The sequence below is a fragment of the Pseudomonas rustica genome (assembly GCF_018336155.1).
Classification (GTDB): domain Bacteria; phylum Pseudomonadota; class Gammaproteobacteria; order Pseudomonadales; family Pseudomonadaceae; genus Aquipseudomonas; species Aquipseudomonas rustica.
In genome coordinates this window covers 415108-440037 of sequence record NZ_JAGYHF010000004.1, presented here as the reverse complement: position 1 = coordinate 440037, position 24930 = coordinate 415108, and the positions used below count along the sequence as shown (strand labels likewise).

Annotated in this window: 21 protein-coding genes; 1 reads left to right on the top strand and 20 read right to left on the bottom strand. The window is 58.8% G+C overall.

Annotation, left to right across the window (positions count from 1 at the left end; genetic code table 11):
- Positions 1–32: 32 nt before the first annotated feature.
- The 20 genes from nuoF to KFS80_RS09900 all read right to left on the bottom strand — a co-directional run bounded on the left by nuoF (position 33) and on the right by KFS80_RS09900 (position 23140).
- The gene (gene nuoF, locus KFS80_RS09995) at positions 33–1388 is read right to left on the bottom strand and encodes an NADH-quinone oxidoreductase subunit NuoF (protein WP_008082856.1); all 1356 of its coding nucleotides are present in this window, start codon (positions 1386–1388) and stop codon (positions 33–35) included.
- On the bottom strand, positions 1385–1882 hold the full coding sequence (gene nuoE / locus KFS80_RS09990; protein ID WP_007920186.1) for an NADH-quinone oxidoreductase subunit NuoE: 498 nt from the start codon (positions 1880–1882) through the stop codon (positions 1385–1387). Before nuoE ends, nuoF begins: the two co-directional genes overlap by 4 nt.
- Positions 1883–1884: 2 nt before the next feature.
- Positions 1885–3669: an NADH-quinone oxidoreductase subunit C/D gene (gene nuoC, locus KFS80_RS09985; RefSeq protein WP_212544699.1), complete on the bottom strand. Its 1785-nt coding sequence runs from the start codon at positions 3667–3669 to the stop codon at positions 1885–1887.
- A gap of 73 nt (positions 3670–3742) precedes the next feature.
- A complete protein-coding gene (locus KFS80_RS09980) occupies positions 3743–4417 on the bottom strand; it encodes a NuoB/complex I 20 kDa subunit family protein (RefSeq protein ID WP_053121628.1) in 675 nt (224 codons plus the stop codon).
- 10 nt (positions 4418–4427) lie between these two features.
- Positions 4428–4841 (bottom strand): NADH-quinone oxidoreductase subunit A, encoded by a 414-nt coding sequence (locus tag KFS80_RS09975; protein WP_003223812.1) that lies wholly within the window; start codon positions 4839–4841, stop codon positions 4428–4430.
- A gap of 1186 nt (positions 4842–6027) precedes the next feature.
- Positions 6028–7269, bottom strand: a complete 1242-nt coding sequence (locus KFS80_RS09970; RefSeq protein ID WP_212544698.1) for an aspartate aminotransferase family protein — start codon at positions 7267–7269, stop codon at positions 6028–6030.
- Between the two features lie 32 nt (positions 7270–7301).
- The gene (locus KFS80_RS09965) at positions 7302–8213 is read right to left on the bottom strand and encodes a LysR family transcriptional regulator (protein WP_159813892.1); all 912 of its coding nucleotides are present in this window, start codon (positions 8211–8213) and stop codon (positions 7302–7304) included.
- Positions 8214–8255: 42 nt separating this feature from the next.
- Positions 8256–8792, bottom strand: a complete 537-nt coding sequence (locus tag KFS80_RS09960; RefSeq protein WP_159813890.1) for a 2,4'-dihydroxyacetophenone dioxygenase family protein — start codon at positions 8790–8792, stop codon at positions 8256–8258.
- 139 nt (positions 8793–8931) lie between these two features.
- Complete coding sequence (locus KFS80_RS09955; protein WP_212544697.1) at positions 8932–10356, bottom strand: amino acid permease; 1425 nt, start codon at positions 10354–10356, stop codon at positions 8932–8934.
- 704 nt (positions 10357–11060) lie between these two features.
- Entirely contained in the window at positions 11061–11420 is a 360-nt protein-coding gene (locus KFS80_RS09950) for a DUF6124 family protein (protein ID WP_212544696.1), read from the bottom strand.
- Between the two features lie 136 nt (positions 11421–11556).
- Entirely contained in the window at positions 11557–11922 is a 366-nt protein-coding gene (locus tag KFS80_RS09945) for a DUF6124 family protein (RefSeq protein WP_159813885.1), read from the bottom strand.
- Between the two features lie 490 nt (positions 11923–12412).
- Complete coding sequence (gene aceA, locus KFS80_RS09940; protein WP_008032724.1) at positions 12413–13738, bottom strand: isocitrate lyase; 1326 nt, start codon at positions 13736–13738, stop codon at positions 12413–12415.
- A 474-nt stretch (positions 13739–14212) separates the two neighbouring features.
- Positions 14213–14974, bottom strand: a complete 762-nt coding sequence (locus tag KFS80_RS09935) for a secretin N-terminal domain-containing protein (RefSeq protein ID WP_212544695.1) — start codon at positions 14972–14974, stop codon at positions 14213–14215.
- A gap of 311 nt (positions 14975–15285) precedes the next feature.
- Positions 15286–15711 (bottom strand): GNAT family N-acetyltransferase, encoded by a 426-nt coding sequence (locus KFS80_RS09930; protein WP_053121618.1) that lies wholly within the window; start codon positions 15709–15711, stop codon positions 15286–15288.
- The gene (locus KFS80_RS09925) at positions 15704–16873 is read right to left on the bottom strand and encodes a ribosomal protein uL16 3-hydroxylase (RefSeq protein ID WP_053121616.1); all 1170 of its coding nucleotides are present in this window, start codon (positions 16871–16873) and stop codon (positions 15704–15706) included. The genes KFS80_RS09930 and KFS80_RS09925 overlap by 8 nt, the downstream gene beginning before the upstream one ends.
- 86 nt (positions 16874–16959) lie before the next feature.
- On the bottom strand, positions 16960–18330 hold the full coding sequence (purB, locus tag KFS80_RS09920; RefSeq protein ID WP_159813879.1) for an adenylosuccinate lyase: 1371 nt from the start codon (positions 18328–18330) through the stop codon (positions 16960–16962).
- A 127-nt stretch (positions 18331–18457) separates the two neighbouring features.
- Positions 18458–19081, bottom strand: coding sequence for a high frequency lysogenization protein HflD (gene hflD, locus KFS80_RS09915; protein ID WP_053121613.1), 624 nt, complete (start codon positions 19079–19081; stop codon positions 18458–18460).
- Positions 19078–20202, bottom strand: coding sequence for a tRNA 2-thiouridine(34) synthase MnmA (gene mnmA, locus KFS80_RS09910; protein WP_122661291.1), 1125 nt, complete (start codon positions 20200–20202; stop codon positions 19078–19080). The genes hflD and mnmA overlap by 4 nt, the downstream gene beginning before the upstream one ends.
- A 59-nt stretch (positions 20203–20261) precedes the next feature.
- Positions 20262–20708, bottom strand: a complete 447-nt coding sequence (locus KFS80_RS09905) for an NUDIX hydrolase (protein ID WP_212544694.1) — start codon at positions 20706–20708, stop codon at positions 20262–20264.
- 206 nt (positions 20709–20914) lie between these two features.
- Positions 20915–23140, bottom strand: coding sequence for an NADP-dependent isocitrate dehydrogenase (locus KFS80_RS09900; RefSeq protein ID WP_212544693.1), 2226 nt, complete (start codon positions 23138–23140; stop codon positions 20915–20917).
- A 481-nt stretch (positions 23141–23621) separates the two neighbouring features.
- Between KFS80_RS09900 and icd the strand changes: the two genes are divergently transcribed.
- Positions 23622–24878 (top strand): NADP-dependent isocitrate dehydrogenase, encoded by a 1257-nt coding sequence (gene icd, locus KFS80_RS09895; protein WP_159813875.1) that lies wholly within the window; start codon positions 23622–23624, stop codon positions 24876–24878.
- Positions 24879–24930: the final 52 nt, after the last annotated feature.

Genomic DNA, 24930 nt, shown 5'->3' with positions numbered 1-24930 from the left:
GAAGGGCTCAGGCCCTTCACCTTATTAAGCGTTTACGCGCCGATTACGATCGGCCTTGCCAGAGGCGGGACGGCGGCGCTGACTGGCGCGATACCGGCTTCGAACTCTGGACGGAAGTATTTGATGGCACTGCCCAACGGTTCCACGGCACCCGGTGCGTGAGCACAGAAGGTCTTGCCTGGGCCGAGGAAGTTGACCAGACCCAGCAGGGTCTCGATGTCGCCTGGCTGACCGCGGCCTTCTTCGATGGCCATCAAGAGCTTGACGCTCCATGGCAAACCATCACGGCACGGGGTGCAGAAACCGCACGACTCGCGAGCGAAGAACTGCTCCATGTTGCGCAGCAAGGAGACCATGTTGACGCTGTCATCCACCGCCATGGCCAGGCCGGTACCCATACGGGTACCCACTTTGGCGATGCCGCCGGCGTACATTTGTGCGTCGAGGTGCTCAGGCAGAAGGAAACCGGTACCGGCGCCGCCTGGCTGCCAGGCCTTGAGTTTGAAACCGTCGCGCATGCCGCCGGCGTAGTCTTCGAACAACTCGCGACCGGTGACGCCGAATGGCAGTTCCCACAGGCCCGGGTTTTTGACTTTGCCGGAGAAGCCCATGAGCTTGGTGCCCATGTCTTCGCTGCCTTCGCGGGCCAACGATTTGTACCAGTCAACGCCGTCGGCAATGATCGCCGGCACGTTGCACAGGGTTTCGACGTTGTTCACGCAAGTCGGCTTGCCCCACACGCCGACGGCGGCAGGGAAGGGCGGCTTGGAGCGCGGGTTGGCGCGACGGCCTTCGAGGGAGTTGATCAGTGCGGTTTCTTCACCGCAGATGTAACGCCCGGCGCCGGTGTGGACGAACAGCTCGAAATCGAAGCCGCTGCCGAGAATGTTTTTACCCAGCAGGCCCGCAGCCTTGGCTTCTTCCACAGCACGATTCAGGTGCTTGGCGGCGGTGGTGTATTCGCCACGCAGGAAGATGTAGCCACGGTAGGTTTTCAGCGCGCGAGCACTGATCAGCATGCCTTCGATCAGCAGATGGGGCAGTTGCTCCATCAGCATGCGGTCTTTCCAGGTGTTCGGCTCCATTTCATCCGCGTTGCACAGCAGGTAACGGATGTTGATGGATTCGTCTTTAGGCATCAGGCCCCACTTCACGCCCGTGGGGAAGCCTGCACCGCCGCGACCTTTCAAGCCTGCGTCTTTCACGGTCTGGACGATGGCGTCCTGATCCATGTCGGCGAAGGCTTTGCGCGCAGCGGCGTAACCGTTCTTGGCCTGGTATTCGTCGAGCCACACGGCTTCGCCGTCATCGCGCAGACGCCAGGTCAGCGGGTGAGTCTCGGCCGAACGCTGAATGCGGTTGGCAGGACCGAAAGATGTCAGGGTCATACGTAGCCCTCGAGCAGTTTGGCGACGCCAGCAGGCTGCACATCACCAAAGGTGTCGTCGTCGATCATCAGCGCCGGTGCCTTGTCGCAGTTGCCGAGGCAGCAGACCGGCAGCAGGGTGAAACGACCGTCGGTGGTGGTCTGACCCAGGCCGATGCCCAGATTGTTCTGGATTTCGCTGACCACCGACTCGTGGCCGCCGATGTAGCAGACCATGCTGTCGCAGACGCGAATGATGTGACGGCCAACCGGCTGACGGAAAATCTGGCTATAGAAAGTAGCCACACCTTCAACGTCGCTGGCCGGGATGCCGAGGATCTCGCCGATCGCGTACAAGGCGCCATCCGGCACCCAGCCGCGTTCTTTCTGAACGATCTTCAGGGCTTCGATCGACGCCGCGCGCGGGTCTTCGTAGTGATGCAGCTCGTGCTCGATGGCCGAGCGCTCGGTTTCACTGAGGGTGAAACGGTCTGTCTGGATAAGCGTGCTGTTCATGCTTAGCGGTCCACGTCGGCCATAACGAAGTCGATACTACCCAGGTACGCAATCAAGTCCGCGACCATGCTGCCTTTGATCACCGAAGGGATCTGTTGCAGATGCGGGAAGCTCGGAGTGCGGATCCGGGTACGGTAGCTCATGGTGCCGCCGTCGCTCGTCAGGTAATAACTGTTGATGCCCTTGGTCGCTTCGATCATCTGGAAGGATTCGTTGGCCGGCATCACCGGGCCCCACGAAACTTGCAGGAAGTGCGTGATCAAGGTTTCGATGTGCTGCAGCGTGCGCTCTTTCGGCGGCGGCGTGGTCAGCGGGTGATCCGCCTTGTACGGGCCTTCCGGCATGTTGCGCATGCACTGGTCGATGATCTTGATGCTCTGGCGCATCTCTTCAACGCGCACCATGCAGCGGTCGTAGGCATCGCCATTGGCAGCCAGCGGCACTTCGAACTCGAAGTTCTCGTAGCCGGAGTATGGACGCGCTTTACGCAGGTCGAAGTCGCAACCGGTCGAACGCAGGCCTGCACCGGTGACGCCCCATTCCAGGGCTTCTTTGGTGTTGTAGGCAGCGACGCCGATGGTACGGCCCTTGAGGATGCTGTTTTGCAGGGCAGCCTTGGTGTACTCGTCGAGGCGTTTTGGCAGCCATTCAACGAAGTCTTTCACCAGTTTTTCCCAGCCGCGCGGCAGGTCGTGGGCAACGCCACCGATGCGGTACCAGGCCGGATGCAGACGGAAACCGGTAATGGCTTCAATCACCGTGTACGCCTTCTGGCGGTCGGTGAAGGTGAAGAACACCGGAGTCATGGCGCCGACGTCCTGGATGTAAGTACCGAGGAACAGCAGGTGGCTGGTGATCCGGAAGAACTCGGCCATCATGATGCGGATGACGTCAACCTTCTCAGGCACCTTGATGCCGGCCAGCTTCTCGACCGAGAGCACGTACGGCAGGTTGTTCATCACGCCGCCGAGGTAATCGATACGGTCGGTGTACGGGATGAAACTGTGCCACGACTGACGCTCGGCCATCTTCTCGGCACCACGGTGGTGGTAACCGACATCCGGTACGCAGTCGACGATTTCTTCACCGTCCAGTTGCAGAATGATGCGGAACGCACCGTGCGCCGAAGGGTGGTTCGGGCCGAGGTTGAGGAACATGTAGTCCTCGTTCGTCCCGGAGCGCTTCATGCCCCAGTCTTCAGGACGGAACCGCGCGGCTTCTTCCTCAAGCTGTTGCTTGGCGAGGTTGAGGCTGAACGGATCGAATTCGGTCGCACGCGCCGGGAAGTCCTTGCGCAGCGGGTGACCTTCCCAGGTCGGCGGCATCATGATGCGCGACAGGTGCGGGTGGCCTTTGAAGTCGATGCCGAACATGTCCCAGACTTCACGCTCGTACCAGTTGGCGTTCGGCCAGATACCGGTAACGGTCGGCAAGCTGAGGTCGCTTTCGGACAAGGCGACCTTGATCATCACGTCACTGTTACGCTCCAGCGACATGAGGTGATAGAACACGGTGAACTCAGCGTCGCTCGGCAGCCCTTGACGCTTGGTGCGCAGACGCTCGTCCACGCCGTGCAGGTCATAGAGCATGACGTACGGCTTGGGCATGTTACGCAGGAAGGTCAGGACTTCGACGAGTTTGGCGCGCGCCACCCACAGCACCGGCATGCCGGTGCGGGTCGACTGAGCGGTGAACGCTTCGGCGCCAAAACGGTTGTTCAATTCAACGACCACATCCTGGTCGTCTGCCTTATAAGGCGGGATGTACAGAGCGCTGCCTGTAGTCATGGTTATTTTTTCGCTTTCGGTCAACGTAAAGAATGAAGCCAGCTTCTCGTTTCTTTGTCAGAACAGATCTGGATCAGACTTCGTCAGGGCTGCGCAGGTTGGTGACTGCGATTCGCTGTTCGCGGCGCTGTTCCTTCTGCGAAGGCATGTCGGCGCGATAAACGCCTTGATCGCCAACGACCCAGGAAAGCGGACGACGCTCCTTGCCGATCGATTCCTGCAACAGCATCAAGCCTTGCAGAAATGCTTCCGGACGAGGAGGGCAGCCAGGTACGTAGACGTCCACGGGCAGGAACTTGTCCACCCCTTGAACCACAGAGTAGATGTCGTACATGCCACCGGAGTTAGCGCACGAACCCATGGAAATCACCCACTTCGGCTCGAGCATTTGCTCGTAGAGACGCTGGATGATCGGCGCCATCTTGATGAAGCAGGTACCGGCGATAACCATGAAGTCGGCCTGACGCGGCGATGCCCGGATAACCTCGGCGCCAAAGCGCGCGATGTCGTGGGGCGCCGTGAAGGCGGTGGTCATTTCCACGTAGCAGCACGACAAGCCGAAGTTGTACGGCCACAGGGAGTTCTTACGTCCCCAGTTGACAGCGCCACTCAGCACGTCTTCCAGCTTGCCCATGAAAATGTTTTTGTGAACTTGATCTTCTAACGGATCGGAAACGGTTTCCCGTTCGCCAATCGGATACTGCTCGTTAGGAGCATCGGGGTCGATCCTGGTGAGATTGTATTGCATTGCCAAAGCCTCATTGTTTCAGCTTCGCCTGCCGCTTGCGACGAGCTTCCGGAGCCCAGTCAAGGGCGCCCACTCGGAACAGGTAGACAAGACCTGCCAACAGAATTGCTATGAAAACGAGAGCTTCGACGAATCCGGTCCAGCCGCTTTCGCGGACGGACACAGACCATGCAAAGAGAAAGAGGGCTTCGATATCGAAGATCACGAAGAGCATCGCGACCAGATAGAATTTGGCTGAGAGCCGCAAGCGGGCGCCACCGGTAGGTAGCATGCCCGACTCGAACGGTTCGTTTTTGCTGCGGCCCCAGGCTTTTGACCCAAGGAGGCTGGAGACACCGAGCATGAAGGCACACAGGCCGACGACACCCAGAAGGAAAATGGCAAAGCCCCAGTTGTGGGCCATGAGTCCTGTCGCTTCGGGCATGCTGGTAATCCTTAACAGAGAGCAAAGGTCTCTGAGCTTGATAAAGAAATAAGGCAGTGACGATATGTCGCAGCAATCAATCGCGCTGATTTTATGGCTAAACACCCGGCAAGTAAAATTCCTATAGCGAAATTATTTATTGGAATAAGGACATAGCGCACCTCTAAGCCCCGCCAGCCCATGCGTTGCGGGCATTAGCCGGTTTTGCGGGAAATATGTTTTGCTTGAAATGTAACGAACATAGTTGCTGCTAAATGATAATCAATATTGTTTGGCGCGGTTTTGTAACTGTTTAACGGATGAGGTATTGGGAAGTTGTCTTACTTGCACGTTACTGCAAGTAGCGACGGCGCCCGTTTTACACGAATTTTCCTACACCGCTACCGCTCTGGATCAATGTTTTGTCCGAGCACCGCAGATCCCTGTGGGAGCGAGCCTGCTCGCGAAAGCGCCAGATCAGCCAACACATCTATTGCCTGACACACCGCCTTCGCGAGCAAGCCCGCTCCCACACTGATTTGTGGCGTTGACACGAACCTTGTAGGAGTGAGCCTGGGGTTTTGTGTACTACCGAGAACCCTGTGGGAGCGAGCCTGCTCGCGAAAGCGGTAGATCAGCCAACACATTTATTGCCTGACACACCGCCTTCGCGATCAAGCCCGCTCCCACACTGATTTGTGGCGTGGACACGAACCTTGTAGGAGTGAGCCTGCTCGCGATAGCGGTGTGTATGTACCGAAGATGTTGGCTGATTTTAAGCCATCGCGAGCAGGCTCACTCCTACATCAATTTGTGGTGTGCCTGGGGTTTTGTGTACTACCGAGAACCCTGTGGGAGCGGGCTTGCTCGCGAAAGCGGTAGATCAGCCAACACATTTATTGCCTGACACACCGCCTTCGCGAGCAAGCCCGCTCCCACACTGATTTGTGGCGTCGCCGAGTTTTTTGTACGACAGAGAACCCCGTAGGAGCAAAGCTTGCTCGCGAAAGCGCCAGATCAGCCGACCCATTTATCGCCTGACACGCCGCCTTCGCGAGCAAGCTCAGCTCCTACAATGATTTGTGGTGCGCCCGAGGTTTGTGTACTACCGAGAACCCCTGTGGGAGCGGGCTTGCTCGCGAAAGCGGTAAATCAACCACCCCCAGACCCGACGCCTTGCACGCCAGGCCTGTCTCCTCCAATCCTCTCAGCCAAACCGCCCAGCTAGCGTCGAAGCCGCGACCTCAAAAGCAGCCTTCATTTCCTCAACCACCTCATCATCATGCGCAAACGACAAATAAACCCGCCCATAAGGCGAAGGCATCACCAACACCCCGGCCTCGCGCAACGCCAAATGCAGCGCCTTACTAAACTCCGCAGCGCCACATTCCAGCGCCTCGGCATAATTCGTCGGTGCCTGCGCCGAAGGCCAGATCCCGAACACATTGCCGTAACCGCTGGTGCTCACCGTCATCCCGTGCGCCTTGAACGAGGCCTCCACCGAAACGCGCAGCGCCTCACCCCGCGCAATCAAACGCTGATAATCCGCATCATCCAGTTGCGCCAAGGTGCTGATCACCGCCGCACAGGCCATCGGGTTGCCGCTGAACGTACCGCCGCGCAGCACCCGACCTTCCTCAAACCCCACCAGAATATGCGGCTTACCGACAATCGCCGACACCGGCACACCATTACCAATCGCCTTGCCAACACTGGCGATGTCCGGATCCAGCCCTGCCTGCAAACCCGCGAGCCCGGCGAACAAACGAAACCCCATCAACACTTCATCGCAGATCACCAGCGCGCCATGCCGATGCGCGACTTCCTGCACATGCAGCAAATACCCCGCCGCCGGCATGATGCAGCCGGCATTGGCGAGCATCGGCTCAAGAATTACCGCCGCAATGTCCGAGTCCTCAGCAAACAACCGCTCAACATCAGCAAAATCATTGAAACGCAGCAACGTGGTGCGCGGCGTAGAAGGTCGCTGACCGTCAGCAAAATTCGCCTCACTGGATGACACATTTCCAAAGCTGACGTCATCAAACCAACCATCGAACCCCGCGGCCATTTTCGCGATACGCCCGCGCCCGGTATAAGCGCGAGCCGCGCGGCAGGCGAGGTGCACCGCTTCACTGCCGGAGTTGGTGAAAATCACTTTGCTCAGCGCGCCGGTATGCGCCGCCAGCGCAGAAGCCGCCGCGTGTTCACGAACATGCGCCCAGGACGGCGCGGCAGAATCGGCCAACGCCGCCGCCACCTGTTCGTTGACACGATTATTGGCATGCCCCAACAGCACCGCGCCAAAGCCAAGCGCGGTGTCGATGTAGCGACGACCTTGATCGTCATACACATAGGCATCCTTGCCGTTGCGGATAAACAGGGTTTCGCCATTGAGTTCCGGAAGGATGCGCGCGGCGCTGGAAACATCGCCAATCAGGTTACGCATAGAAGCCTCTGTGCTTATTAATAGGTGAGCGTTCAGCCGCGCTCGGTGTTCCACGGACTCTGCGCGAGTTTCTGTTCAAGAAAGTCGCGGAACACGCGGATCCTGGGGCTGAGGTGCTTGCGATTGGTGTAGATCATGTAAATCGGTTCGAAGCTGTCCGGGCTGTAGCTCTGCAGCAACGGGATCAAGCGACCTTCGCGGATGTCGTGGCCGATATGAAACTCGGCCAAGCGCACAATGCCCGCGCCGCTGAGTGCCAGATCGCGCAGCAGATCACCCTGAGCGAAAGTCGCTTTGGGAATCACCGGGATGCTGGTCGGGTTGCCATCGATGAGGAAATCCCAGTCGTTCCACACGCTGTTGAAGCCAAAACTGAAACAGGTGTGATCGAGCAATTGCTGCGGGTGCTCGGGCGTTCCTTGGCGGGCGAGGTAGTCCGGGGAGGCGCAGATGATCCAGCGACTCTGGCCAATCTTGCGGGCGATGCGCGTGGAGTCCGGCAACACGCCGCTGTGAATCGCCAGATCCAGCCCTTGATCGAACTGATCGGAAAATTGCGCGCCGATCTGGATATCAATCGTCAACCCGGGGTAGGCCGCCAAAAACTCCGGCAGCCACGGAATGATCTGGTGTTTGGCAAACGTCGACATCGTGTGAATCCGCAGCATGCCGCTGACCCGCGTCGGAAACGCTTCGGCCAGTGAGTCGGCTTCGGCCATCGCGTTGATCACCGCGCGGGCGCTGACCAGATAGGCCGCGCCTTCTTCGGTCAGCGACAAACTGCGCGTACCGCGTTGAAACAGGCGCACCTGCAAGCGATCTTCCAGACGCGAAATCAGCTTGCTGATGGCCGACGGCGTCAGACCGTGGGCGCGAGAGGCCGCTGAAAAGTTACCGTGCTCCGTGGCCCAAAGAAACGCCAGCAGCTGCGAGTAGTTATCCAAGACTTGCCTCCCGTGTCGATCCGACGCCTGCCACGGCGTCGATCAGCGAATGAACTGTTCGATGTAATCGTCTGGCAGCCCGAGCGTTTTGTAATGCGCGCGGGCGGTTTCCAGTTTGGTGAAAACGTCTTCGTAACCGACCGCTACACCCTGCGGATCAACGTAGGTGTAACCGCCCTGCACGTGAAACCAGGTGATCATCTCTTCGACATCTTCCGGCACGAACAGGGTGTGCGTCTCGCCCGGTGGCTCGAACGCGAACGAACCTTCCTCGGCGACCCAGTCATGCTCCAGATAGTACCAGCGACCTTTAAGCACCATCGCGTGCACGCCGCCGGTATGACGATGACGCGAGAGCACGCCGCTTTTGCGCACGCGCAGCAGGTTGATGTAGTAGCCACCGGACACGCTGAGCAACACCGGTTTGAACGACACCGAATCGGTCACCGGCACCCACAGTTGATCGTCTTCCAGCCATTGGCCGAGGACGCCGGGGTGCACCATGTCGGGCGCCATGTACGGCACTTGCGGCAGTTGATAGGGGATGGCCAGTTCATCAGGTTTAGGCGCAATACTCATGAGGCGTTCCTTGTAAGTTTTGATAACCCCCGGCCGGTTGTTGGCCGGGGTTTCAAGCAGAGTAGGGTGGAGATCAGTCGTGAAAAAGCAGGTCGCCGGCACACTCGCTGTGACGCTCAGTCACAGCGGCGGGCGGTTTTCAGGCCAATACTTGCGGGGTGGCGGGTTCAACTGGCGCCATGGCGCTGCGTCGTGCCGACAGCTCGGGCTGCGACTTCTGCAAATACGCGCCGATGATCACCAGCACCGCAGTCAGGCCGAGGGTCGAAAGCAATTCCGCACGCTGACCGGGGAAGGCCGCCATGATCGCGAACACGCCGAGGATGAACACGATCGTGAGGATCGTCAGATACGGAAACATCCACATGCGCACTTCGAGTTTTTTACCCTGCGCGACCAGTTTGCGGCGCATGCACAGTTGCGTGACGGCGATCACCAGGTACATCAGCAAGGCCAATGCGCCGCTGGTGGCCAGCAGAAACTGGAACACTTGCTTGGGCAGCAGATAGTTGGCGGTCAGCGCCGTCAGCGCCGCGACCGAAGTCAGCGCGACGGCCAGCAGCGGCACGCCGTGACGGGTGGTGTGCGACACCGCGTTCGGCGCATCACCGCGACGTGCCAGCGAGTAGGCCATGCGCGAAGCGGTGTAGATCGCCGAATTGAGGCAACTGGTGACCGCCACCAGCACAACAATGCCCATGATCTGCGGCGCCCACGGAATGTTCATCGCGCTCAGCACAGCCTGGTAAGAACCCTGCGCCAGATCCGGCGCGTTCCACGGAATCAGGCACACCACCACAAACATCGAACCGAGGTAGAACAAGCCCAGACGCCAGACCACGGCACGAATGGCTTTTTTGATGTTGGCTTTCGGATCCTTGGATTCAGCGGCGGCAATGGTCACCACTTCGCTGCCCTGGAAACTGAACATCGCTGTCAGCAGCCCGGCGACAATCGCCACATTACCGTTGGGAGCGAAACCGCCATTGGCGTACAGATTGGAAATCCCGCTGGTCGAGGAGCCCGGCAAAATCCCGAAAATCGCCAGCACGCCGAGGATGATGAAGCCGACGATCGACACGACTTTGAACAGCGACAACCAATATTCCAGCGTACCGAACGAACCGACGCTGAGGCTGTTGCACAGGATCAATGCGAACGTGACGCCGAACGCCGCCACCCAATGCGAAATCCCCAGCCAGTCGCCCAGAATATTGCCAGCAACAATCGCTTCAATGGCAATCACCAACACGTAAAACCACCAGTACAACCAACCGATGGAAAACCCGGCCCAGCGACCAATCGCCTGATCGGCATAGGAAGAAAACGACCCGGTGTCCGGCCGCGCAGTCGCCATCTCGCCGAGCATCTGCATGACCAGCACCACAATGATCGCGGCGCAGACATACGACACCAACACCGCAGGGCCAGCGGTGGCAATGGCATTACTCGAACCCACAAACAGACCGGCGCCAATCACGCCGCCGATCGAAATCATCGTGACCTGCCGTCCTTTCAAGCCATTCCCTAGCTCGTTGTTAGCCTTGTCTTTGTCATCACGCATCGGCTCGTACCTCGAATGAACGTCTTTATTATTGTCTGTAACGCCGCAACGACACGGCGATGGGCCGTACCCTAAGCGCTTAAAGGGGAGGGCATTAGCCCTAAATGGTTCAAAGAGGGTGTGAATTGTCGTCACAGGTGGCGGGTGTTTGGTGGGGGAGTGTCAAGGACGGGGGATGGCGGGCGGATGCTTTGCCGAATCCAGAATCAACTGGATTTTTCATGTCGATGTATAACGCCAGACACCTCGGTCGGCTCCCTCTCCCGGAGGGAGAGGGGACTGAGTGGGGGATGCTCACGAGATACGCCGACTTGAACGTGCTGCTTTGAATCCATAATCGACTGGATTTTTCATGTCGATGTATAACGCCAGACACCTCGGTCGGCTCCCTCTACCTCCGGGAGAGGGCTGGGGTGAGGGGAAAGGACGTTGATCCATTACAGACGTTTACTGAAGATTGCGCGGATGCTGTTGAGCAGCTCTGCCTGCGCGATCAGCGATCAGCGGTCAGCTTGAAAAGCCCCTCACCCTAGCCCTCTCCCAGAGGGAGAGGGGACTGAATGGGGGATGCTGGAGGGATACGCCGACTTGAACGTGCCGCTTTGAATCCATAATCGACTGGATTTTTCAGGTCGATGTATAACGCCCAGACAACTCGGTCAGTCCCCAATAACTCTGGGAGAGGTTGGGGTGAGGGGCGCGGTTCACGCACTCGGCACAACATTATCCAGCGCCTTGTTCACCGCCAATTCCCCCAACATCACCACCTGCGCAATCCCCAGCAACGTATTGCGATTCGGCCCTTCCAGCATCCCGGCAAAATCACCCAGCATCACCGTGGCCGAGGCCAGCGATTCGCAAGCATTGGCCAGCAAAGTTTCGGTATCAGATTGCGGATTAACCATAAACAGCGTGCTGGGGCTGTACGGCGTGGCCATGATTTTCTCAGGCGCAAGATAATGATCGAGCGCGCGCTCAGCCGCCGCATGAAGCTTTTTCGAATTGAGTGATTCATAGGGTGACGCCGGGTCTGTGACCGGTGGATTGCTTGTGGTTTCGGACATCAACTGGAACTCCGATGGATAAATGACACCCTGTAGGAGCTGCCAAAGGCTGCGAGCTTTTGATCTGTTTTTGTAAAACCAAGATCAAAAGATCGCAGCCTTCGGCAGCTCCTACAGGGGGATTGTGGGGAGTTTGTTAGTGCGGCAGGCGTCGGCCGTCCAGGACTCGATTGACCATGAGTTCACTCAGCATGATTACCTGATGCAGCATCAACAGGGATCGGCGTTGTGTGTTGTCGACGACATCGCCAATTTCACGCGCCATGTCGTTGGCGGCGGCCAACGATTCACAGGCTTCGACGAGTAATGTTTCTTCGTCCACGGCGGGGTCGATCAGGAAGATCTTGCTGGTTTTGCGCGAGGGGATTGAGAGTTTCAGTGAATCGGGGTTGAGGTAGAAATTGATGGCCCGGTCTGTCGCCTCTTTTATCTTTTGAGGTTCGAGCGACGGGTCAAACGGGATTGCATTGGTTTCCGGCGGATTCGGTGTGGCTTTGAACATGAATGAAGCTCCTATCGCAGTTTCAGGAGCCATCACTTCTCGCTACCAAACGAGGGTGGCGGCCATACGCGGGTTGGTAGACCGGCTGCAATAGGAACCCGGCGCTCCCGAAAGAGCCCCCCGCATGACCACCATATATAGCAGAGCCGCAAATGAGGCTGCATAAGGTGTCGCCATACATCTATTACAGACGGGCTACCAAACCCGATCACTGTTTTTCAGTGACAGAGCAACGATATAACCCGACCCATAGCAGCGTATGCCGGCGGATTCTGAGGTGGGCGTAGGTAACGGCGCAAGGCGTTGTAGCCTTTATGGCGTAACGGTTTGTGTAATTTAAACGCGCATGCGGATTTGCGTTTAAACACCTGAACAGATCGCCAAATCCCAGACAAAAAAACGCCCCGAACCAGTCGGGGCGTCAGTTTTGCGGCTCTGCGGTTAGCTTTCTATCCGATCCGCAGAGGCCGTTTGCTCAGGCGAAGCAGAATCAGTGGAACTGTTCTTCTTCAGTCGAACCGGTCAGTGCGGTTACCGAAGACGAGCCACCTTGAATCACGGTGGTCATGTCGTCGAAGTAGCCGGTGCCCACTTCCTGCTGGTGAGCCACGAAGGTGTAACCCTTGGCGGCGTCAGCGAATTCCTGCTCTTGCAGTTTCACGTAAGCAGTCATGTCGTTGCGGGCGTAGTCGTGCGCCAGGTTGAACATGCTGTGCCACATGTTGTGAATGCCGGCCAGGGTGATGAACTGGTGCTTGTAACCCATGGCGGACAGTTCGCGCTGGAACTTGGCGATGGTCGCGTCGTCCAGGTTTTTCTTCCAGTTGAAGGAAGGCGAGCAGTTGTACGACAGCAGTTGGTCCGGGTATTCCTTTTTGATCGCTTCGGCGAAGCGACGAGCCTCGTCCAGATCCGGTTTGGCAGTTTCGCACCAGATCAGGTCGGCGTATGGCGCGTAAGCCAGACCACGAGCGATGGCTTGATCCAGGCCAGCACGAACCTTGTAGAAACCTTCCTGAGTGCGCTCGCCAGTCACGAACGGCTGGTCGTACGGGTCGCAATCGGAGGTCAGCAGGTCAGCGGCGTTCGCGTCGGTACGTGCCAGAATGATGGTCGGGGTACCGGCAACGTCAGCAGCCAGACGTGCAGCGGTCAGCTTCTGTACGGCTTCCTGAGTTGGAACCAGTACTTTACCGCCCATGTGACCGCATTTTTTCACGGAAGCCAGTTGGTCTTCGAAGTGAACGCCGGCGGCGCCTGCTTCGATCATGCTTTTCATCAGCTCGTAAGCGTTCAGCACGCCACCGAAACCGGCTTCAGCGTCAGCCACGATCGGTGCGAAGTAGTCGATGTAGCCTTCGTCGCCCGGGCCTTTGCCGGCTTTCCACTGGATCTGGTCAGCACGACGGAACGAGTTGTTGATGCGCTTGACCACGGTTGGAACCGAATCCACCGGGTACAGCGACTGATCCGGGTACATCGATTCGGCGGAGTTGTTGTCCGCAGCAACCTGCCAGCCCGACAGGTAAATCGCCTGGATACCGGCTTTGACTTGTTGCACAGCCTGGCCGCCGGTCAGGGCGCCCATGCAGTTGACGAAATCTTTCTCGGGACGGAAGGACGGCTTGGCGCCCTGGGTCACCAGGTTCCACAGCTTCTCGGCGCCCAGTTTTGCAAAAGTGTGCTCAGGTTGAACCGAGCCACGCAGGCGGACGACGTCAGCAGCGGAGTAAGCGCGTGTCACGCCTTTCCAGCGCGGGTTTTCAGCCCAGTCTTTTTCGAGGGCTGCAATTTGCTGTTCGCGTGTCAGTGCCATGGAGATAAACCTCGTCGCGTCTTTTATGAAAAGTTGTTCTGCGGTGGAAAATTCCTGCGCTCGCTGACCAGAAGCTTAGAGGGTCAAGTCGGATTCGGCGGGGTAGGCGACGGGATGAACGATGGGCTCGAGGGGAAGTGAGCAGGTAGTGGCGGACTGCGGGCGCATTCGGGCGTCGTGGGCCTCTATACGGTCTACAGCGTGGAGCCGGGTTACCTAATTACGCTTCCGTCCCTCGGGACAACTTCGTTCCAGTCGGCAACCTCGTCAAACACACCTTGTGGGCGGTACAGACACGAAGCGGTTCGCGGGGTAGGTGCGAACATCGCTTCGAAGGCCCTTGCCAGGGCCTCTGATTAGCGGGAGCGAGGCCATCATGCCTTTGCTTTTTTGCCTCGTCAAACGTTTTGTAGTGCTTTTTTTCAAGCACTACATCTTTCGTCTAATACGACTAATCAGTCAGTTTTCGGTGAGTTAGTCCAAGGTGTCGACTTTCACCCGCAAGGTCATGTCATCCCGGCCTTGAGTAGAGTAGCTGCGGGTCAGGCCCTGTTTGTCGGCCTGAGTCTGGCTGTTGACGCCGGCGAGGGTGATCCACTCACCGAGGCGGCCGGTGACGGTTGTGTCAGTGCTTTGCACGTTCACTACATCGGGACGTTCCTGGCTCATGCGGTCACGGTTGGTACTGATCGCCAGGTGAACGGTGTCGCCGGTGACGCTGGCGGTCACGTAGAACCCTTGAGTGACGTTGCGATACTGGGTCTGGCTGCTGTAATCGCCGTAGGAATTACTCTGGCTGCTGGTGATCGGCACGCTTTGGCCTACTTGAATCAGCGCAGGTGCGCCTTCACTGGCCTGCACTTGCTGAATGCCACCGTTACGGCTGGTGGTGCTGCGGCTGATGATGCGGGTCTGGTTCGGCGGGGCGCCGTTGACGGAGTAGCCTTCATCGCCGCGACCATTGTTTTCGTTGGTGTCGACGGTGATCAGCAGGCGTTTGGGCGCGGTGTCGAGTTGTGACAGCAGATCCTTGAGTTCCTGAATCTTGCCCGGCTCGGCTTTGACGATGAGCTGGTTGCCGTAGGCGCTGACCTGGCCATCCTGACCGATGAAGTCCTGCGCCACCGGCAACATATCGGCGCTGGTGTGGTACTTGAGGGGGACGATTTCTGTGGCTGCCATCACCGAAAAACTGCAACCGAGCAGCAGGGTGGTGAGCAGGGTGAGTAGGGACATGTCCGTTATCTCCGCGTTCGAAAGGCTTGATATTGCCAGTTTGTCGGCCTCGGGTGGGGCAAGTTGAATCCTGGACAGCAAAACGCCCCGGCATCGTTGGATGCCGAGGCGTTTCGAGAACTGCTTTTGTGGCGAGGGGATTTATCCCCGATGGGCTGCGAAGCAGCCCCAAATCCTGAGAGCGCGGTGCATCAAGTAGACCGAGTTTGTCGGGTTGGCGACTGCTGCGCAGCCGAACGGGGATAAATCCCCTCGCCACAGGGTTTGCATGATCGTTCCCACGCTCTGCGTGGGAACGATCAGGGCGGGGTTCAGGCCGAATGGCGAACCATGTCGACGTGCGGAATCCCGGCTTCGAGGAATTCCTCGCTGACCAGGCTGAAGCCCAGGCGCTCATAGAACGCCGTGGCTTGCACTTGCGCGCTGAGCATCTGCTCTTTCAAGCCGCGTGCTTCCGCTTCGGCGATGACCGCTTGCATCAGCGCATCACCGACCTTCATCCCGCGCCAGTCTTTCAGCACCGACACGCGGCCGATGTGGCCGTCAGGCAACAGGCGCGCAGTGCCGATCGGGAAGTCGCCTTCAAACGCCAGGAAATGCACGGCGCTGGCGTCGTCCGCGTCCCATTCCAACTCAGGTGGCACCGATTGCTCGGCAATGAACACCGTTTCACGAATGCGCCGGATCTCGGCGATGTCCTTCTGCCAGTCTGCGACACGAACGCGAATCTTATTCATCAGCGAACCCCAAGCTGCCTTGCTTGACCAGTTCGCAGAGCAGGCCGGCACCGTCTTCGTCGTTCAGCCACTCGCCGAGGTTGTCGGCGTGCAGGGCGTCGGCGGCGCAGATCAGTTTCAGCAGCTCGCGCAGTTTGCCCGGCAGGTAGCGGCTCTGGCCGCTGGCGAACAGCAGCAGGTCGTCATCGACTTCCGACCACGCCAGACGCGCGCTCGGATTACGGATCAGCACGGCGCCGTCTTGCAGGGCGTTGAGGAATTCTTCTTCCTCGACGTCGTCAGGGCCGCTGACCAGTTCCGGGTAGCGCGGCTCGGTCATGTACTGGCCGAACCAGGTCAGCAGCAGACGCTCGTCGCTCATGTGCTCGGCGAGCAGGGCTTTGAGGCGATCCAGCGCATCGTGTTGAATCTGATGCGGGTCAGCGGCTGGCTGCGCGTCGGCGTCGGTGTAGCGCTCTTCGTCAGTCAGGAACTGGCTGAGGAAGTCGGTGAAGTGGGTCAGCACCTCAGAGGCGCTCGGCGCGCGGAAACCGACCGAGTAGGTCATGCAGTTGTCGACCGCGACACCACAGTGAGCCAGACGTGGCGGCAGGTAGAGCATGTCGCCCGGTTCCAGCGTCCACTCTTCGGTCTCGTGGAATTCAGCGAGGATGCGCAGATCCGCGTGTTGCAGCAGCGGGCTCTCGGAGTCGCACATCTGGCCAATTTTCCAGTTGCGCTTGCCGTGACCTTGCAGCAGGAACACGTCGTAGTTGTCGAAGTGCGGGCCGACGCTGCCACCCGGGGCGGCGAAGCTGATCATCACGTCGTCGACGCGCCAGCTCGGCAGGAAGCGGAAGTTTTCCAGCAGCTCGCTGACTTCCGGCACGAACTGATCGACGGCCTGAACCAGCAACGTCCACTCTTTTTCCGGCAATTTGCTGAATTCGTCTTCAGCGAACGGGCCGCGACGCAATTCCCATGGGCGCTCGCCGTGCTCGATCACCAGACGCGATTCGACTTCTTCTTCCAGGGCCAGACCCGCCAGCTCGTCGGCGTCGATCGGGCTTTCGAAGTCAGGGATTGCCTGGCGGATCAGCAGCGGTTTTTTCTGCCAGTAGTCGCGCAGGAATTCGCGTGCGGTGATGCCACCCAGAAGTTGCAGAGGAATATCAGGATTCATGTGTAACCTATTGAAAAAAAGCACTTTTCAGACGGGAATAAAAACGCCCGGCGCGGCCGGGCGTCTCAAACGGGGCAAACGGTCGATCAGATGCGTTTGGCTTGCGCTACAGCATTGCCGATGTAGTTGGCCGGGGTCAGTTGCTTGAGCTCGGCTTTCGCTTCCGCTGGCATGTCCAGACCATCGATGAAAGTCTGCAGCGCTTCAGGGCTGATGCCCTTGCCGCGGGTCAGTTCTTTCAGCTTCTCGTACGGGTTTTCGATGTTGTAGCGGCGCATCACGGTCTGGATCGGCTCAGCCAGCACTTCCCAGCAAGCGTCGAGGTCAGCGGCAATCTTCTGAGCGTTCAGCTCGAGTTTGCTGATGCCTTTGAGGCTGGCTTCGTACGCGATCACGCTGTGGGCGAAGCCGACACCGAGGTTACGCAGTACGGTGGAGTCGGTCAGGTCGCGCTGCCAGCGGGAGATCGGCAGTTTGCTCGCCAGGTGCTGGAACAGTGCGTTGGCGATACCCAGGTTGCCTTCGGAGTTTTCGAAGTCGATCGGGTTGACCTTGTGCGGCATGGTCGACGAACCGATTTCGCCAGCGATGGTGCGCTGCTTGAAATAACCCAGGGAGATGTAGCCCCAGATGTCACGGTCGAAGTCGATCAGGATGGTGTTGAAGCGCGCGATCGCGTCGAACAGCTCGGCGATGTAGTCGTGCGGTTCGATCTGCGTGGTGTACGGGTTGAAACCCAGACCCAGCTCGTCTTCGATGAAGGCGCGGGCATTGGCTTCCCAGTCGATCTGCGGGTAGGCCGACAGGTGCGCGTTGTAGTTGCCGACAGCGCCGTTGATCTTGCCCAGCAGCGGTACGGCAGCGACTTGAGCAATCTGACGCTCGAGACGGTAAACCACGTTCGCCAGCTCTTTACCCAGAGTAGTCGGCGAGGCCGGTTGACCGTGGGTGCGCGACAGCATCGGCACGTCAGCGAAACGGATGGCCAGTTCGCGGATGGCTTCGGCGGTCTGGCGCATCAGCGGCAGCATCACGTCGTCACGGCCTTCACGCAGCATCAAGGCGTGGGACAGGTTATTGATGTCTTCGCTGGTGCAGGCAAAGTGGATGAACTCGCTGACATTGGCCAGCTCCGGCAGCTTGGCCGCCTGCTCTTTGAGCAGGTATTCGATCGCTTTGACGTCGTGGTTGGTGGTGCGCTCGATCTCTTTGACGCGCTCGGCGTGCTCCAGCGAGAAGTTTTCAGCCAGTTCATTGAGAACGGCGTTGGCCTCGGCGGAGAAGGCTGGCACTTCTGGGATACCAGCGTGGGCGGCCAGGCGCTGGAGCCAGCGCACTTCAACCAGAACACGGGCACGGATCAAACCGTACTCGCTGAAAATCGGGCGCAGGGCCTGGGTTTTGCCGGCGTAGCGGCCGTCAACAGGGGAAACCGCAGTGAGCGAAGAAAGCTGCATGGGGTGTTCTCGGACAGTCGGGCAACGAAATGGGGCGCGTATCATACATGAAAAAATCCGCCGGTCCGTTGCCAACTGACCGGCGTATTACGCGTTACAGACTACAAAGCTTTTATTGCAGGGCGAATTACTCGCTGCGCATCAACGGATACAGCTCTTTGAGCAGCTTGCGCCGGCTGATCACCAACTGCCAGCGATGGCCGCCGAGCTGTCGCCACAGGCGTGCCGAACGGATGCCGGCGAGCAGCAGGGCGCGAATCTTCGAGGCGTTGCTCGGTTGTTGCAGGTTGCGCATGTCGCCGTGTACCTGAATCCGTTGGCGCAGGGTGCTCAGGGTGTCCTGATACAGCGCACCGCACGCCGCAATCACGTTTTCATGGGCCGGGCCGAAATGTTCGACCTGCGACTGAATCTGCGGCAGACGTTTGCCGATCACATCGAGCATGTCGCCACGTTTCGCCAGTTGGCGTTCCAGGCCGAGCATCGACAGGGCATAACGCAATGGCTCGCGCTGCAAAGTGCTCGGGTCGCGTTCGAGGGCGCCGATCAACGCCCGATAGCCTTCGCGCAGATTGAGGTCATCGCCGCCGTACACGTCCAGCGTGTCTTTCGGGTCGCGCACCAGCAGGCTGCCGAGCATGCACGTCAGGCCGGCTTCGCTGGTCTGGCCGCTTTTGGCGATCCGGTCGACCAGCACGGCGGCGAGAAACACGCCGCCCAGCGCCGTCAGTTGCTCCTGAGTCGGGCTCATGCCTGGCCGCTCCACGGCTCGGCCACTTCGATCACGCCGCCGCCGAGACAGATTTCACCGTCATAGAACACCACGGACTGGCCCGGCGTCACCGCGCGTTGCGGCTCGTCGAACACGGCGCGGTAGCCATTGGCAGTTTTTTCCAGGGTGCAGGCCTGATCGCTCTGGCGATAGCGAACCTTGGCGGTCAGGCGCAGCGGCTGGCTCAGGTCGATCGGGTTGACCCAATAGATTTCCGAAGCGAGCAGGGCGCCGGAGAACAGCCACGGATGGTTGTTGCCTTGGCCGACGATCAGCTCGTTGGTGTCGAGATCCTTGCGCAGCACGTACCACGGCTCGTCGCCGGCGTCTTTCAATCCGCCGATGCCGAGGCCCTGACGCTGACCGATGGTGTGGTACATCAAGCCGTGGTGACGGCCGATGACTTCGCCTTCGGTGGTTTTGATTTCGCCCGGCTGCGCTGGCAGGTATTGCTTGAGGAAGTCGCTGAAACGACGCTCGCCGATGAAGCAGATCCCGGTGGAATCCTTCTTCTTGGCGGTCGCCAGCTCATATTTCTCGGCAATTGCACGGACTTCCGGCTTTTCCAGTTCGCCGACCGGGAACAGGGTCTTGGCGATCTGTTCGCCGCCAACGGCGTGCAGGAAGTAGCTCTGATCCTTGTTCGGATCGAGGCCTTTGAGCAGTTCGGTGCGGCCATCGATGTCACGGCGGCGCACGTAGTGGCCGGTGGCGATCAGGTCGGCGCCGAGCATCATGGCGTAGTCGAGGAACGCCTTGAACTTGATCTCGCGGTTGCAGAGGATGTCCGGGTTCGGCGTACGCCCGGCCTTGTATTCGGCCAGGAAGTGCTCGAACACATTGTCCCAGTATTCGGCGGCGAAGTTGGCGGTGTGCAGTTTGATACCGATTTTGTCGCAGACAGCCTGGGCATCCGCCAGGTCGTCCATGGCGGTGCAGTATTCCGTTCCGTCGTCTTCTTCCCAGTTCTTCATGAACAGGCCTTCCACTTCATAGCCCTGCTCGATCAGCAGGAGAGCGGAAACGGAAGAGTCCACGCCGCCGGACATGCCGACAATGACGCGCTTCTTGGATGTGTCAGAAGGGGCTGGATCACGCATAGGGATTCAATGAGTGTCTTGAAAAAGGACGCGATTCTAGCAGGCTCGCGGCCTCAAGGCTAAAGAGAAGGGCGGATCAGTTCGAGGCTGAAGTGATGCCCGGCCAGATAATCGTCGATGCAACGGATGATCAGCTCACTGCGCCAGTTGTCGCGCTGGGCCATTAATTCGTCGCGGGTCAGCCACTTGGCGCCGACGATGCCGTCGTCCAATTGGTAATCCGGGTGATGTTTCACCGCTTTGGCGCTGAAGCACACGCGCTGATAGGTCACGCCGTTGCTCGGGGCGGTGTAGAGGTAAATGCCGATGACGCCTGTGGGCTCGACGTCCCAGCCGGTTTCTTCAAGGGTTTCGCGGATGGCGGCGTCGATCAGGGTTTCGTCCGGATCGAGATGACCGGCGGGCTGGTTGAGCACATTGCGCCCGGCTTTGTGTTCTTCAACCATCAGGAAGCGACCGTTGTCCTCGACGATGGTGGCGACGGTGATGTGGGGGAGCCATTCCATGAGTCTTCCTCAAATATTGAATTGAAACCCAATCCCCTGTGGGAGCGGGCTTGCTCGCGAAAGCGGTGGGTCAGTCAATGAAGAGGTTGAATGATAAACCGCATTCGCGAGCAAGCCCGCTCCCACACAGGGTTTGTGGTGATCATAAAACCCGGAAACACAAACCCCGGCACTAGGCCGGGGTTTGTGATGTTCCCTTTACAACCTTAAACCAGCGCAGCAATCGCCGCGTTGAGGGTTGCGCTTGGGCGCATGGCCTTGCTGATCAGCTCGGCATTGGCGTGGTAGTAACCGCCGATGTCGACTGGCTTGCCCTGAACGGCGTTGAGTTCGGCAACGATGGTTGCTTCGTTCTCGGTCAGAGTCTTGGCCAGAGTCGCGAACTGCGCTTGCAGTGCCGCATCTTCAGTCTGGGCGGCCAGGGCCTGAGCCCAGTACATCGCCAGGTAGAAGTGGCTGCCGCGGTTGTCGATGTTGCCGACTTTGCGCGATGGCGACTTGTTGTTGTCGAGGAATTGGCCAGTGGCCTGATCCAGGGTTTTCGACAGCACCAGCGCTTTCGGGTTGTTGTAGTTCACGCCCAGATGCTCAAGGGACGCTGCCAGTGCGAGGAACTCGCCCAGCGAATCCCAGCGCAGGAAGTTCTCTTCAACCAGTTGCTGCACGTGCTTCGGCGCCGAACCGCCAGCGCCGGTTTCGAACAGGCCACCGCCGTTCATCAGCGGCACGATCGACAGCATCTTGGCGCTGGTGCCCAGTTCCATGATCGGGAACAGGTCAGTCAGGTAGTCGCGCAGTACGTTGCCGGTCACCGAAATGGTGTCCTTGCCTTCGCGGGTGCGCTGCAGGGTGAACTTCATCGCGTCGACCGGCGCCATGATCTGGATGTCCAGACCGGCCGTGTCGTGATCCTTCAGGTAAGCCTGAACTTTCTCGATCACTACGCCGTCGTGAGCGCGCATTGGGTCGAGCCAGAAAATCGCTGGCGTGCTGCTGGCGCGAGCACGGTTGACGGCCAGTTTGACCCAGTCCTGGATCGGCGCGTCTTTGGTCTGGCACATGCGGAAGATGTCGCCGGCTTCAACAGCCTGTTCCATCAGCAGGGTGCCTTTGCTGTCGGTCACGCGAACCACGCCGTCAGCTTTGATCTGGAAGGTCTTGTCGTGCGAGCCGTACTCTTCGGCTTTCTTCGCCATCAGACCCACGTTTGGCACGCTGCCCATGGTGGTCGGGTCGAAAGCGCCATTGGCTTTGCAATCTTCGATCACGGCTTGGTAGATGGTCGCGTAGCAACGATCCGGAATCACAGCCTTGGTGTCGTGCAGTTGACCGTCAGTGCCCCACATTTTGCCGGAGTCACGGATCATCGCTGGCATCGAGGCGTCGACGATAACGTCGCTCGGCACGTGCAGGTTGGTGATGCCTTTGTCGGAGTTGACCATCGCCAGCGACGGACGAGCAGCGTAGACCGCTGCCATGTCGGCTTCGATCTGCGCTTGCTGCTCAGCCGGCAGCGCTTTGATGCGAGCGTACAGATCGCCGATGCCGTTGTTCAGGTTGAAGCCGATCTCGGCCAGCACGGCAGCGTGCTTGGTCAGCGCGTCTTTATAGAACTCGGCAACGATCTGGCCGAACATGATCGGGTCGGAGACCTTCATCATGGTCGCTTTCAGGTGAACCGAGAGCAGCACACCCTGGGCCTTGGCGCTTTCGATTTCAGCAGCGATGAACGCGCGCAGGGCGTTTTTGCTCATCACGGCGCAGTCGAGGATCTCGCCAGCCTGAACGGTGGTTTTTTCTTTCAGAACGGTCGCGGTGCCGTCTTTGGCGATCAGCTCGATCTTCACGGCGTCAGCGGCGTCGATCAGGGCAGCTTTTTCGCTGCCGTAGAAATCGCCGGTGCTCATGTGAGCGACGTGGGACTTTGAGTCTTTGGCCCAGGCGCCCATTTTGTGCGGGTGCTTGCGCGCATAGTTCTTCACCGACAGCGGAGCGCGACGGTCGGAGTTGCCTTCACGCAGAACCGGGTTCACGGCGCTGCCCTTGACCTTGTCGTAACGCGCCTTGGCTTCTTTGTCGGCGTCGCTGGTCACGGTTTCCGGGTAGTCCGGCAGGTTGTAACCCTGGGCTTGCAGCTCTTTGATCGCGGCTTGCAGCTGAGGCACCGAAGCGCTGATGTTCGGCAGCTTGATGATGTTGGCTTCAGGCGTAACGGCCAGGTCGCCCAGTTCGGCGAGGTGGTCGGCTACGGCTTTGTCACCCAGTTGCTCGGGGAAGCTGGCCAGAATACGTGCTGCAAGAGAGATATCGCGGGTTTCCACGGCGATATCGGCCGAAGCGGTGTAGGCCTCGATGATCGGCAGCAGGGAATAGGTGGCGAGGGCTGGAGCTTCGTCGGTGAAGGTATAGATGATCTTCGAGCGGGTGGGCATATTCGGATTAACTCTCTCTTCTTTGCTAAAGCGTGCGCAGAAACTCGAGGGGCGCCGGGTAAGCGCGTTCGTTCAAAGTCATCCATGAACCGAATGTCGAGATTCTTCGCGGTGATGTTGGGTGCATCAGTAGAGCGTCAAGCAGTCAGGCTGCGGTAACAACCCGACCAATCAGGCGGAAAGTCTCGTTCTAGAGAGGCCAGCCGTCGTGACCCTGTGGTCAGCGGCGGGCATTATACATAGGTAGCTGGCAATCTGCCGATGGTTCATATGCAACCAATCTCGTCCATTGGTCTAAAGGTCGCAGGGCAGGGTGGCGCGTAGAGTCGCTGCGAATGCTTGAGTTTGGCGCTTTTCCCTTTGCTTTCAGGGTTGTACGAAAGGAGTTGTGCGATTGCCGGGAACAGAGGGTTTGCGTGTTGATTTAACTGGGTTACGCTCGAACCAAGCCAGATGTTCAATCCAAACAATGGAGTTCAGCATGGGTTACAAGAAGATTCAGGTTCCAGCCGTCGGCGACAAAATCACCGTCAATGCAGACCATTCTCTCAATGTTCCTGATAACCCGATCATCCCCTTCATCGAAGGTGACGGCATTGGTGTCGACATCAGCCCGGTGATGATCAAGGTTGTCGATGCTGCAGTTCAAAAGGCATACGGCGGTAAACGCAAGATTTCCTGGATGGAAGTCTTCGCCGGGGAAAAAGCCACTCAGGTTTACGATCAGGACACCTGGCTGCCTCAGGAAACTCTCGATGCGGTCAAGGATTACGTGGTTTCCATCAAAGGCCCGCTGACCACGCCGGTCGGTGGCGGCATCCGTTCGCTGAACGTGGCCCTGCGTCAGCAGCTCGACCTGTACGTCTGCCTGCGCCCGGTGCGCTGGTTTGAAGGCGTGCCAAGCCCGGTGAAAAAGCCTGGCGACGTCGACATGACGATCTTCCGCGAGAACTCCGAAGACATCTATGCCGGCATTGAGTGGAAGGCCGGTTCGCCGGAAGCCACCAAGGTCATCAAATTCCTTAAAGAAGAAATGGGCGTCACCAAGATCCGTTTCGACGAAAACTGCGGCATCGGCGTCAAGCCGGTTTCGCTGGAAGGCACCAAGCGTCTGGCACGCAAGGCTCTGCAATATGTGGTCGATAACGACCGCGATTCGCTGACCATCGTGCACAAAGGCAACATCATGAAGTTCACCGAAGGTGCCTTCAAAGAGTGGGCCTACGAAGTGGCCGCTGAAGAATTCGGCGCGACCCTGCTCGACGGCGGCCCGTGGATGCAATTCAAAAACCCGAAAACCGGCAAGAACGTTGTGGTCAAAGACGCCATCGCCGACGCCATGCTCCAGCAGATCCTGCTGCGCCCGGCCGAATACGATGTGATCGCGACCCTCAACCTCAACGGTGACTACCTCTCCGATGCCCTGGCGGCAGAAGTGGGCGGTATCGGCATCGCGCCGGGCGCCAACCTGTCCGACACCGTGGCGATGTTCGAAGCCACCCACGGTACCGCGCCGAAGTACGCCGGCAAGGATCAGGTCAACCCGGGTTCGTTGATTCTTTCGGCAGAAATGATGCTGCGCCACATGGGCTGGACGGAAGCGGCGGATCTGATCATCAAAGGCACCAATGGCGCTATCTCGGCCAAAACCGTGACCTATGACTTCGAACGTCTGATGGATGGGGCCAAACTGGTGTCGTCTTCGGGCTTCGGTGATGCGCTGATCTCGCACATGTAAAACGCAGGTACACAAAAACCGCCTGACTCGATGAATTGAGTCAGGCGGTTTT